This is a genomic window from Paenibacillus sp. J22R67 (assembly GCF_059692175.1).
This window is the reverse complement of the sequence record NZ_JCAUAX010000003.1, coordinates 310,278-322,773: the sequence shown is the minus strand read 5'-3', so window position 1 is coordinate 322,773 and position 12,496 is coordinate 310,278. Positions and strand designations below refer to the sequence as shown.

Sequence of the window (12,496 nt, the reverse complement as noted above, 5' to 3'; positions counted from 1 at the left end):
TCGGTTAGCCCAAGCTGTACGCTCACGAGCAGGAAATATTTCGTCGGGCAGGATTTTCAGATAGTTAGAATCAACAGCCATTTGTCGTGTCTCCCTTCATTTAAGGCTCAACCTTAATTTTGCCTGGATTCAGAAGTCCTCTGGGGTCGTTCTCGCGTTTCTTGCGCGCCATGCTGCCAACTTCACCCCGTCCGCCTTGTTCGAGCACCCAAGTGTGAGGATCGAAGATTTTGACCCCGATAGATTCACAAAAGGCAACGATCTCGTACAAGCGTTCTTCGCTTTGAAAGCGAACGAGCGGAAGCGCATTAAGCGCGAGTTCCCCACCGCTTCGCACCCATTCGAAATGCAGATAAACTTCGTCGCCCCACTTCGCTTTGAGAAGCTCGATCTGTTCCGCATAGCGACCCAATTCAAAGCCTGCTTGCAAATAGGTCATAGAGGAATCCGTCTTCATTGCCCATAATGTCGTATGATTCCATGTAAAATCCGACACGCCAATCGTTTTACGATATTGCTTGGCTTCTATGAAATGGTCGATGTGTCCGCCATAGCTATCAACCAGCGCTTCAACAGAGTCCATGCTTCCCTCCGCAATCTCAAGCATAACAGCCGCCTTGCCAGCTTTGATCACCTTGGCAAATGGAACAAAATAGGATGGAATCGGCCATTCCATCGGCGCAATCAAACGCTTCGGAATCGATTCCTCTCTCGCTAATGCCTCCCCGAACCTCATTGATTGCTGCAGCGTATCGAAGCTTACGATAACCTGAGCCCACTCGGTGCGCGGGGAAAGCGGGATCGTCACCTCTGTTAGAATGCCGGTCGTTCCATAATTATGAATATAATTGTATAAATCACGACCTTGGATCACTAGGCGCTGCGGGGTCTCCTCCATTGTATAGATTACAGCTTCAAGTACGTTGCCATCCCACAGATTGCCGTGGGTGATCGAACCGATTCCCCCGGAACCCCCGCTGACAAAACCGCCAACCGTTGCTTTGACATAAGTACTCGGATAGATACGAATCTCCTGCCCGACCTCGCGTGCCTTTTTATCAATGACACCCAGTCGCACTCCACATTGAAGCCGTGCGTAGCCAGGCCTGATTTCCAGAATTTCATCCATGCGGCTTAGATCAAGAACAATGCCGCCGTGTAGGGGAACCGCCTGACCGTAATTGCCTGTCCCTGCTCCACGTACCGTCACCGGGATGTTGTGGTGGTAACCGAAAGCTATAACTTCAGCCACCTCAGCCTCAGAGCGAGGTATAGCAACGGCATCCGCTGCTTTTATATGCTGCAATTGTCGATTAAGCACAGGAGAATACCAGTAATAATCCTTGGAAAGTTTTTCTCTCGTTTCGCCATCCACGCGTACGATCTCATCTCCGAGCCGCTCCTGCATGATTTGCTCCCAGTTCATTTGCATCGCCATCTGCGTCATCCTCTCGTCTTAATGCTCTAACGCTGCTGATACTTCGCGCACCAAATCACTGAACTGCGCCGTCGTTCGGAAGCTTTCATCCCGTGGATAAGGAACCATAATATCCAGACGTGCCGATATTTTACCTGGACGCGGTGTCATTACAACAACACTTGTGGATAAAAACACGGATTCAAACACATTATGCGTAACGAACAGCACCGTCATCGATTTATCCTGCTGCCAAATATTGAGCAGCTCCATCTGCAGCGTTTGACGGGTAATTTCGTCCAAAGCGCCAAAAGGCTCATCCATGAGCAGCAGCTTGGGCCTGGAGATCAACGCGCGCGCGATCGAGACACGCATTTTCATACCACCGGAAAGCTGTCTGGGCAGCACCTTCATATAATCCTTCAAACCGACGAGCTCAAGTACACGCTGAGCCTCTTCTTTTTGCGTCTTCTTGTCTACCCCCCGTAATTCAAGCGGCAATCTAACATTCGCTTCGACCGTAGACCAAGGCAGCAGCGTATGATCCTGAAAGACGAAGGCGATATCGCTTTGTTTTCGCGCTTCCTTCGGCGTCGTCCCAAACACGTCGAGCGTGCCGCTGCTCGGCTTGGCAAGCCCTGTAATCATTTTGAAAATCGTTGATTTCCCACAGCCAGAAGGTCCTACGAAGCATAAGAACTCCCCTTCTTGAATCGATAAATTCACATCCTGCAAGGCAATCGTTCCGTTCGGGTACGTTTTAGACAGATTTTCCATGCTTACAAATGTAGGACTAGTTCCAAGCTTACTTGGATCGTGGATGAGGGGGGAATTCATGGCCATATCGATCATCTCCTATACTTGTTTTTGGATTCTGCTTATCTATAGGTACTTTTTCAGTGACTTCATGTCAAAGGCTTGAAATTCGAGCAGCGCCTCGGCGATCAGCGCACCATAGGCAGCTGTCATCGCTTCACCTTTTTGAACCGTGGCTTGTGTAGCGTCCCCAGATATGCCGGAATGGGATAAATCGTCCATCACCCATGCAAAAGCACGATTGCGCAGTCCTAAATATCGGGAATCCGGATAATTTGGAAACTCCGTAGGCGCTGCTTCCATGTGCACCCAATGAGGGACTGCGGACATCACTAGCGACGTTTCCATATCACCCGCATGAATACCCGCCTGCTTTTCTTGCGGAGTAATCCACTCATCTGCACCTCCAAGTCCGCCTGGGTCTAACCGGAAGACAGCCAATCCAGTTTCAATTCGGATTTCACGAGCCATCATATTGAGCAAATCCGTGTTGCCGCCATGCGTATTTACCAGGGCTAATTTTTGAAAGCCGCTTCTAGCAAGGCTTTTGGCGATATCCATGACGACAGCCATCAACGTGGTTGCTGATAAGGTGATCGTTCCAGGATGGCCGAGGTGCTCCGTACTTTTGCCATACGGGATGGCCGGCAGCAGCCAGATATTCGCTTCATCGGGGAGCTGATGAAAGGCTTCCGTCAGCAGCACCTCGGAGATTAACGTGTCTGTAAACACCGGCATATGCGGACCATGCTGCTCAACCGCGCCCACCGGGAGAACAACCAAGGCGTCATCTTTGGGAATTTGCGCTACCTCTTGCTTACTTAAACGAGGAAAAAAGTGGCGATCCCATGCTTTTCCTGTATAGCGACTGAATGTCACAATGAGCGCCTCCTTATACGTCGTATGGTTTGTTTTTCACCTCTATGAAAAAAGACCCAGTCTCATTGACAAGAGCGGATCCTAACTTTCCATGTAACATTGTTCAATGAAAAGCCTCTTTTGACCGAAAAAGCTGCAAAGCTGCGGCAACATCCGCAACCCGCTCCCCTAATCGAGCAGCCATTAGCAGCTCCCTCGGATCGGGAGACAATGAGCTGTCAGGACCTGCCAAGGTAGAAGCTCCATAAGGCGAGCAGCCAATCGCGTCCGCTGTCAAATATTCTGGATTTTCGGAGTACGGAAGACCCACGAAAATCATGCCGAAGTGAAATAAAGGCACCATGGCGGTCAAAATCGCTGCCTCATGGCCGGTATGGATAGAAGCTGTCGAGTTAAAAATACCCGTTGGCTTCCCTTCTAAGGCCCCTTCAACGCAAAGCTCTCCAGCCATTTCTAGAAACAGCTTAACTTGAGCCGGCATCGTGCCATAATACGTAGGAAACCCCCACAATATGCCGTCAGCCCACCGTAAATCGTCATTGCTTGTGAAGGGAATATTGTCCTGTAACGCACCTGCTGCTTCATATTTACTATAGCGATCAGTCAGTCGAAATTGATTGGATAAGCCCTTGCCGTTGCTACTTGCAGGCTTCTCCTTATCTGGCTTAATGACACGATTGTGAGGAGCGACCATTTCGGGAATACGTACGATCTTCACCTGATGAGCGCCTGACTGACTGGCCCCATTGGCAACCGCTTGCGCCATCTGAAAGACATGACCGAATGCGCTGTAATAAATGACGAGCACGTTAGCCACCTTCAACTTCACCCTTTCGCGAATTCATGTTTATGGAAGGAGACCCTCTGTGTTGCCTCATCCCAATAGCGGGCTAACGTGTTGTCCTGCCATTTGGTTTTGGCTGCGGCCATGCGCACCCACCTTCCCCCGCTATACACCCAGCGACGTTCCGGCAGCATGGTGAAGATCTCTTCCGGCGTACCGCCATCCATGATAACAAAGTTCGCTTCACTGCCCGCCTTAATGGCATCATCGGTAAGTCCCAGAACGTTAGCCGGAACATCCGTAATCATGCGCAGCAAAGTGCGAAGATCGTCAGGCCTTCCCATATGAGCGGCGTAAGAGCTGATTAAAGCAATTTGCAGCAAATCACCTCGCCCGAATGGATGAAAAGGATCGTGAATATTATCAGAAGCTACCGCAATAGGAATGCCTGCTTCCCATATTTCTTTCAGTCTTGTAACCCCACGTCGAATTGGAAAGCTGTCATGTCTTCCCTGCAAATACAGATTCACCGCAGGTAGGCTAACTGCTTTGAGCCCCGCATCCGCCATTTGAGTAATGATGTTGTGTGCATCTTGATCGGTCATTGAAGCTAGCGCGCATAAATGATCAACGGTCACTCGTCCTCCGTAGCCTTCCGCCTTCGTTCGGCAGGCGATATGCTCAATCGTGCGAGTAGCCGGATTGTCAGTTTCGTCACAATGAAGATCAATCGGTACGTCGTATTTCTCAGCTAATTGGAATACATAATCAATATCTTCTTTAGGGGTCATGGATAAATGCGGTGCTCCCCCAATCCCATCAACGCCCATCCTTAATGCTTCCTCGATCGCGTCTGCATCCATGGACATAAAGTTGTAAGGACACATCGGAAATAACTGCAAAGTGAGGTAAGGGGCTAGTGCTTCTTTCGCTTCCAGCGCAGCCTCAATCGTTCGTAAGGCAACTTCCCGGGAAACTCTCAGGTTAAAATCCAGATGCGTCCGAATACGTGTCGTACCAAACGATAAAGCTTGCATAGCCGAACGAATCATTCTTGCTTTGATTTCCTGCTTGGTAAAAGAAGGCGATGCTTGCGAGTAATTCTGCACAGCTTCTTCTAACGTTCCACTTCGATTCTCAACTGAAGTTAAGGAGAATGCTTTGTCCAGATGCATGTGAGCATCCACAAAGCCTGGCAGCATGATTTTACCCTCCAAATCAATGATAGGCCTACTCGGCTCTAGGAAGGCTTGCGTCGGATTCCATGTTTCCAAAGAAACGGCGCCAGGCGGGGCAGCATCTCCTTCTTGCTTGAGAATCTGTGTCCAAACCCCGTCTCGAATCGATAGGCGAAACAAATGCCCCTCATCTTCCATGGGTAATCGAACGTTGATGAAATCCAAATTCGTAACAGAAGCCAATGCCGCCACCCCCTGATCATTTATTATTTCTTAGGCAAAAATTGCGTTGTGAACACCTTGTCAATACTTTCAGCCGTTTTTAGCACACCAACATCAACTAATTGCTTCTGAACTTCCTCCCAGCGTTCCTTGGTCATTACGCCAGTTCCTTTGGTTGCAGCATCACCGCCAAACACGAAATCCATTTCTTTTGCAGCACTAAATTTCATCATATCTAAGCCCATATCAGGGTTCTTTTGTTGAATGCTTGGGTTAATCTCTTCCGAATGGTCTTTGTAGTAATCCCACCCTTTGACTGTAGCTTCCACGAAAGCTTTTACTTGATCCGGATGTTCAGCGATCATCTTCTCCGTTGTGAAGTAAACACCACCGTAAATGTTATAACCGGAATCGGCGTTAAGCAGAGTGCCATATTCCACTTTTTGCTGATCAAGGGTGAAAGGCTCGCTAGTCACATAACCTTGCGTGAGCGATGTTTTATCATTGACAAAATTGACTAATTGGCCTGTGTATTTCATTTCTTGCGCCGAGTCCAATTTGTATTTCTTCTTAATGAACTGCCAGAAACTCGCAGTGGAAGCCACATAAACTTTGTGCCCATTTAGATCAGCAAAATCTTTCACGCCTGAATCTTTGTGATAAAACAAAGCTTGCGGGCTCTTCTGCAGGGAGGTTGCGATCGCGACGACTGGAATTCCCTCTTGTCTGGCCACCAAAATATCATCGCCATTGGCCATCCCGAATTGCGCTTTGCCTGAGGCAACAATCTGTGTAGAAGACACCTGAGGTCCGCCTGGCATCAGCGTCATATCCAAGCCTGCATCTTTGTAGTAACCTTTGGCTAACGCTGCAAAGTTCCCGCCGTGCTCTGGCTCAGCGAACCAGTTCAAAACAACCGTTGCTGGAACGATAGCCTTCGGCGCCGCAGCAGCAGTTGATGCGGCAGGAGCTGTAGAAGCCGCTGGCGCTGTGGAAGGTGGTGCACTGGGCGATGTTGAAACTGAGGTACTTCCACTACCGCAGGCTGCAAGCATGCTTGAGATCGCAATGAAGCTAACTGACAAGAGTACCGGGCGTTTGGCGACTAGCGGATTCGTATAATTTAATCGTTTCATTTGAACATCCCCTCCATATTTGGTTATCTCTACAAAGTACTTATCGACCTTTAGTCAAATATAGAATTGATCGTCTATACACGTCAACGAAGATACTAACGTTTTGTGTTTAATCACAATAAAAGTACGTCTTTTTATAATATTTTCAAGGATTACATCAATGACAAGCTGTATTCATGCCTTAAAAACGAACATTAATGAATTTATATGACACCAACTTTGACTCCCAGTTCCCTCAACCAACGGCGATAGGCGATGGAGAATCGATCTACCTTGTGATTGAGTTCCACTTGTAAATCAAGCGGAAGCAGCTCAGGCTTCTGTGTCTCAATGACCTTCGCATCTTGATCGAATACAATATCCTGAAATCGGATGAAATTCGCATCATCCACATCAAATGCATAGTTACGTGATACCATCATGTGAACAATACATTCTTCTGCGGCCACTGGGAGCACCGTGAGCATGATCCATAAGGTTTGGCCATTGCTCGGATCTGCTTTGGACAAACGTGCCGACAAAGGCCGGTACACTTCCTTCATATAAACGTAAGTCGTTCCTTCACTTTTATCTGAACCGGAGTGGGCTACAGGCTGAAAAATTGGAATCTGTTCAATGTAAATGCGTTCCTTTTCCTTTACGACCTCGAAATCAGGCAGCTCCGCATAATCCGGGTGTCCAAGCAAATTCTGGTGGACGAACATCAGATGGGCGAAATCCGTAAAGTTTTCGATCACTCTCGTACCTGCTGCCGCCACCTTGTAAGGACCGCATGGCAGTGGACGATACGCAGGATTGGCAAACTCGTCGAAATGAGGCAGCGGCGCTGTCGGCTCACCGATACACACCCAGATAAAACCGTATTTTTCTTCACAATGAAAAAGCTGGGCTTTGGCTCTTGGCGGTATTTTCTCCCCCTTTGGCTGTGCGGGAATACACACACATTGCCCGGAAGAATCATATTGCCAGCCATGGTAAGGGCAGACTAGCGCATCGTTTTGAACCCAGCCTTTGGAAAGCATTGCTCCACGATGAACGCATAGGTCCTGCATGGCATGAACCCCCTTGCTGGAACGGTAAACCGCCACTCTTTCGCCCAAAATAATGACACCGACAGGCTGCTCCTTCAGTTCTGACGCGAGGTACACCGCATGCCAATCATTTTCAAGAACAGGATCATGTAGACGTTGTAAGGCCATAACTATCATCCTCCTACAGAATTTATGAAATTAGGTGAATATGAAAATAGGGAGAAAACTACTCGTTTTCTGCGAAAATAGGATACTTTCCCGCTAATTTGGCACGCAGGATATCAACCCTCACTTGTGCTCTCTGTAAAATTTCCTGCTCATCCACCCAGGAGCATGCCCCTTTTTCTACAACCACCTTACCGCCAACTATGACAAGATCCACATCATTACCGTTCGCATTGTACACTAATGCGGAAGAGGCGCGATGAACAGGACTGATGTGTGCCTTCCTCATATCTACGGTCACTAAGTCTGCCTTCTTGCCAGGCTCCAGACTGCCCAATTCATTGCTCCTCCCAACCGCCTTCGCGCCATTCACCGTCGCCATACGCAGCACTTCCATCGGAGGCAGCAACGTAGCATCCAGCTCATTTACCTTGTGCAAACAAGCTGTAAACTTTAGAACCTCTAAATTGTCTTGGCAGTTATTACTGCCGGGACCATCCGTCCCCAGTGCGACATTTATACCCATGCGCAGCATTTCCGGAACTCGGGCCACGCCAGATGCAAGGTACATGTTGGAGACAGGACAATGGATCACCGATGCACCTTGGTCACGAATCAACGCTAACTCGCCATCATCCAGCCAAACACCATGCACAACCTGCGTATGCTCGCCCAGAAGGCCAACTTCATTCAGGAGTTCCAGGTTGCGCAGCCCGTAACGTGCCATCGTCGTATCGATTTGCTCGCTCGTTTCCGCCACATGTACGTGTGAAATGAGATTGCGATCCCGGCTAAAAACCGCCGCTCGCTCCAGATAGCCACGCGAACAGCCGTATAAATTCAGCGGCCCAAGTGCTATGCGGATACGTCCTGAAGCAGCCCCTTCCCATTCATCAAGCAAGCGATCCGTAGCACCAAAGATTTGCTCCTCGGTCTCCCGCAATCGAACTTCGCCTGCTAAGTCTGACCCTCCTCGGGCCAAATGCCCGCGAATGCCGGAATCGACCATGGCTCGCAGCACACTCGCATCATTCTCCGGGTAGGTATGGATATAATGATGGTCCATCATATACGTGGCGCCTGATTTCAGATTTTCAATACATCCAATCAATGCAGCTAAATAGAAATCTTCCGGCTCCATCGCCAGGCTCATCGGCCAAATAATTTCCTTCAGCCACTGTGCAAGCGGGGAGTGATCAGAAACACCTCGCATGAACGTTTGAAACAAATGCGTATGCCCATTAATGATTCCAGGAATCACAACTTTTCCCGATGCATCGTAAACATACGTCGCTTGCACCTTCAGGTGATCCATGCTTCCGTCTTCGCTCCATGCGCCCACTTCCACGATGATATCGTGCTCCAGATAGACATAGCCTGGTTTGAATATCTGATTGGTGGCATCCATGGTCAAAATCGTACCGTTGTAAATCAGCTTCTTGGACACTCGATTGCCACCACCTTTCTTGCGTTAACTTTCATTACATGGTTTAAAAATTACTTTTTATGTGTTATGTTTATTAACATGATTATAGGAGCGGCAATCTTTTCCGTCAACGTCACTTGTAAATGAAAACCAAACAATATGTAACGTTTTTTAGTGGATTAAAGGAAAACTAATTAACAGTTTTTGATTTTCGGCGCTAATAGTGTTGTTTTTTCGTGAAAATATTATTTTTATAATCAACTGTATATATTTTTCTATGTAAGGAGTTGTGTCATAATGGACCTTCCTCATCTCGATCAAGTGGATCAAGAAATTATCAGGCTGCTGCATGAGAATGGCCGCCTTTCCTACGCCAAAATTGGCGAAATCCTCAATCTTTCGCGTGTAGCCATTCAAAAACGGGTAGAAAACCTGATCGACAATGAAGTCATCGAGAACTTCACCATTCGATTGAATGCAACAAAATTAGGAAAGGTCGTCAGCGCTTTTTTCGAAGTGGAGGTAGAACCGCGGTTTGCCGAAGAGGTGGGCAATCAGCTTTCAGCTGATCCCAATGTCATCTCGATTTATCAAATGACAGGAACCAGTTCACTGCATATGCATGCTCTGCTGAAAGATGAAGCTGCGTTAGAGGCATTTTTGTATCAAAACATTTACAAACTGAATGGCGTTGTTCGCGTGAACACGCAAGTGGTGATCAAGCGTTTTAAGCAGGGGACAGGGCTGGAGCTTTAACCTTTGTTCCTAAACACAAAAAAACCGTCAGGGCTTCAATAGCCCTGACGGTTTTATATTATAAGTTCAAACGATACATCGCCTTATTCTCTAATCCGCGAATCATCGGTGTCCAAGCGTCCGTCTCCGGAGTCACTTGCAAAGTATCCTCGACCATCTGCAGCTTCGCATCCATCGAATCGATATAATGCAAAGCAACAGCTTCGGGAATTTGCGGCAGCACAGGGCTTCCCCATTCCGGCAAATTATGATGCGACAGCACAATATGCTGCAGACCGATAACAACGTCGGATTGCAAATCCAAGGCATGGTGCAAAGCCGCCTCCGTAATCCAATTCGACGCCATCGAGATATGACCGAGCAGCTTGCCCTGCACACTGTACTCCGTCACGATGCCCAGCTGCGCAATCATTTCCTCGGGTTTCGCGATATCATGCAAAATGATGCCTGCTTTAATTAGATCCGGATTAAGAAATGGGCGCTGTTTACATATGAACTCGCCAATTTCCAGCATCCGCACAATGTGATAGGCTAGCCCCGCGAAATAGGCGTGATGGTGCGTTTTGGCAGCAGGATAATGATTAAGCTTCTCCCCAACCTTCGCTACGCAGAAAGAAACGATCGATTTAATGTTTGGATGCTCGATGCTTTCCAAAACGCCATTTATGGTATGAATAAGATCGGCAGGACTTATAGGAGCCGACCGGATGAACTCAGTCATTTGCACGCCATCTTCTGGCAGTACCTTGCGTATTCTAGCAATCTTTACTTGCAATCTATCGCGATAGGTCTGAACGACCCCTTGAACCTTCACCAATGTCATCGGGAAAAAGGTTTCCTTATCTGCGGCACTGACGTCCCACATTTTCGCTGAAATCTGCCCGCTGGCGTCGCACAGCACGATATCCATGAAATCCTTAGCAGGCGTCGTGTTTGTTTGCTTGACTTCTAATTCTTTGATGAGATAATAACCAACAAATTCTTCTGGTGCTTGAAGCTGCTTAATTAATGTCATTTTAGTTCCTCCATATGTCATTAGGAACTATTATACTATGAAAATGACAAAATGGCTGAATTCATTCATAGATTCGGCTTTTTCACTCAAAATCCGCAGCAGTCAACAGCCTATGCGCAGGCAGCGTTTCTATCTTTTTACCTAGTTTCGCTCCTACTTTCTCTCGGAAAGACGGGTCATTTTCGATTCGGCTGAGGAGATCAGAAGCCACTAACAGCCTCACCTCGCCCTGCTCCATTTTCACAAAAAATTGAAGAACGTACTGGCGGTAGCCCAACTCTGCTTTTAACACGTCTGAAAAAGGATGCGTCTGCGGCTTTACTTCCGCCCCTTCCGGCAAATGCCCATTGTAAGACCGATAAGTGATCTCGTCTGCGGTTAATCGATCAATTTCCAGAGTACCTTCCAGTCCGACGTTAACAATGTAACGCATGGCCAGCGTTTTGGACCCGCTCCGCTGTTCAAGCGGGGTATGCAGGATGACAGACGATGTGGCGTCGATCCATTCTACTTCATAACCTAATGTCTCAGCGGCGTCGCGCAAAGGGATGAACGTGTCATCGCCTCGAACGATTGAGCGCGTCTGATTTTGCCAATCGAAGGTCGAATCGGGAAACATATCGTTTATAAAAGATATCGATACATAGACGGAATTATCCGTTATGAACGCTTTGGTTATTAAACCTATATCCTGCTTATTCAAAAACAGCCTGATTTCCCCCTGCCTATAGGCAAGAAGCGATTCAGTGCTCGGCGTCGGCTGCTCCTTCATTCGTTCTGCGAGCCAGCGTACTAGCTCATTTGTCTGATCCGTATTTGCTGCATGTGCATCAAATACGCTTACGTAAGGAATAGCCCATCCTTGAGCGAAAAACAAATATGTTTTTCCAGGCTCGATCCCCGCGCCGCATTGGTCTGAATCATCATTGGTCACCACAAAGGTGGGCGCCTTTCCCTTGTAGATGTTCAACGCTTCCACGCTGGCCACTTTTTGTGAGGGATAGACAGCTTCCACGTTAGTCACTTTTGCCGTAAAAATGGCGCTCGCCGTCAAAAATTCCGCCTCCAGCGTTGTCGGACCGCGGGAACAAGCGTAGGCTGATGGCGTGTTGAAGCCTATTAGCAAACCTAGTACGAATGCGATGCAGATAAAGGCTTGTTTACATTTTTTCAAGAGTAGGACCTCCTTATGCGCCAGATTATGCTTAGTCATAGAAACTGTTTCCACATAGTTCCCAATTTTTCCTTTTTCATGGGTATGGTTTTGTCACCTTGAATAGAACAGTAATAACGTACGCTGCTAAGAATTCAGCGTTATTGAGGTGTTAGGCGGAGGGGTTCGACGTCAGACCTGAGTTAAGTTGGCTGACGAGCTACATTCGGGGAGGAATGAAGCATTGGAGGAGTTAGAATGTCTCCTCCATAATTAAGTTTGTTTAAGAGCGCAGTAGCAGCGAATATTCATGAGGAGGAGAACTCGTAACGCTGCTAAGAATTCAGCGTTACTGTGGTGCTAGGCGGAGGGGTTCGACGTTAGACCTGAGTTAAGTTGGCTGACGAGCCATCTTCGAGGAACTACGGTATGCTATTCCAGCAAACTCAGCCCTTTTCCGCATCCAAGCGGAACTACAGGGCCTTATTTGCCCGCCAAACCCCGTTTTCTCCCCGAAA

The 12,496-nt window shown here is 47.9% G+C and carries 11 protein-coding genes; 1 reads left to right on the top strand and 10 read right to left on the bottom strand.

All coding sequences use genetic code 11. The features are described from left to right. Positions 1 to 100 precede the first annotated feature (100 nt). The 8 genes from AC58VC_RS13385 to AC58VC_RS13350 all read right to left on the bottom strand — a co-directional run bounded on the left by AC58VC_RS13385 (position 101) and on the right by AC58VC_RS13350 (position 9,075). The gene (locus AC58VC_RS13385; RefSeq protein ID WP_497369262.1) at positions 101 to 1,438 is read right to left on the bottom strand and encodes an FAD-binding oxidoreductase; all 1,338 of its coding nucleotides are present in this window, start codon (positions 1,436 to 1,438) and stop codon (positions 101 to 103) included. 18 nt (positions 1,439 to 1,456) lie between these two features. Further along, on the bottom strand, positions 1,457 to 2,260 hold the full coding sequence (locus tag AC58VC_RS13380) for an ABC transporter ATP-binding protein (protein ID WP_497369261.1): 804 nt from the start codon (positions 2,258 to 2,260) through the stop codon (positions 1,457 to 1,459). 39 nt (positions 2,261 to 2,299) lie between these two features. Further along, the gene (locus AC58VC_RS13375; RefSeq protein ID WP_497369260.1) at positions 2,300 to 3,112 is read right to left on the bottom strand and encodes a creatininase family protein; all 813 of its coding nucleotides are present in this window, start codon (positions 3,110 to 3,112) and stop codon (positions 2,300 to 2,302) included. A gap of 103 nt (positions 3,113 to 3,215) precedes the next feature. Continuing rightward, positions 3,216 to 3,929: an NAD(P)H-dependent oxidoreductase gene (locus AC58VC_RS13370; RefSeq protein ID WP_497369797.1), complete on the bottom strand. Its 714-nt coding sequence runs from the start codon at positions 3,927 to 3,929 to the stop codon at positions 3,216 to 3,218. An 8-nt stretch (positions 3,930 to 3,937) separates the two neighbouring features. Further along, positions 3,938 to 5,317, bottom strand: a complete 1,380-nt coding sequence (locus tag AC58VC_RS13365) for an amidohydrolase family protein (RefSeq protein WP_497369259.1) — start codon at positions 5,315 to 5,317, stop codon at positions 3,938 to 3,940. Positions 5,318 to 5,340: 23 nt separating this feature from the next. Continuing rightward, positions 5,341 to 6,432 (bottom strand): ABC transporter substrate-binding protein, encoded by a 1,092-nt coding sequence (locus AC58VC_RS13360; protein WP_497369258.1) that lies wholly within the window; start codon positions 6,430 to 6,432, stop codon positions 5,341 to 5,343. A 203-nt stretch (positions 6,433 to 6,635) separates the two neighbouring features. After that, positions 6,636 to 7,631 carry an aromatic ring-hydroxylating dioxygenase subunit alpha gene (locus tag AC58VC_RS13355; RefSeq protein WP_497369257.1) on the bottom strand — a complete coding sequence of 332 codons (996 nt, stop codon included), beginning with the start codon at positions 7,629 to 7,631 and terminating at the stop codon, positions 6,636 to 6,638. 58 nt (positions 7,632 to 7,689) lie between these two features. Continuing rightward, positions 7,690 to 9,075, bottom strand: coding sequence for an amidohydrolase family protein (locus AC58VC_RS13350; RefSeq protein ID WP_497369256.1), 1,386 nt, complete (start codon positions 9,073 to 9,075; stop codon positions 7,690 to 7,692). Between the two features lie 276 nt (positions 9,076 to 9,351). Between AC58VC_RS13350 and AC58VC_RS13345 the strand changes: the two genes are divergently transcribed. Beyond that, positions 9,352 to 9,810 carry an Lrp/AsnC family transcriptional regulator gene (locus tag AC58VC_RS13345; protein ID WP_497369255.1) on the top strand — a complete coding sequence of 153 codons (459 nt, stop codon included), beginning with the start codon at positions 9,352 to 9,354 and terminating at the stop codon, positions 9,808 to 9,810. Positions 9,811 to 9,868: 58 nt separating this feature from the next. Here the strand turns inward: AC58VC_RS13345 and AC58VC_RS13340 are convergent, their stop codons facing one another. Both AC58VC_RS13340 and AC58VC_RS13335 read right to left on the bottom strand, forming a co-directional pair. Then, on the bottom strand, positions 9,869 to 10,825 hold the full coding sequence (locus tag AC58VC_RS13340; protein WP_497369254.1) for a 3'-5' exoribonuclease YhaM family protein: 957 nt from the start codon (positions 10,823 to 10,825) through the stop codon (positions 9,869 to 9,871). 82 nt (positions 10,826 to 10,907) lie between these two features. Then, the gene (locus AC58VC_RS13335; protein ID WP_497369253.1) at positions 10,908 to 11,999 is read right to left on the bottom strand and encodes a hypothetical protein; all 1,092 of its coding nucleotides are present in this window, start codon (positions 11,997 to 11,999) and stop codon (positions 10,908 to 10,910) included. Between the last annotated feature and the right edge of the window lie 497 nt (positions 12,000 to 12,496).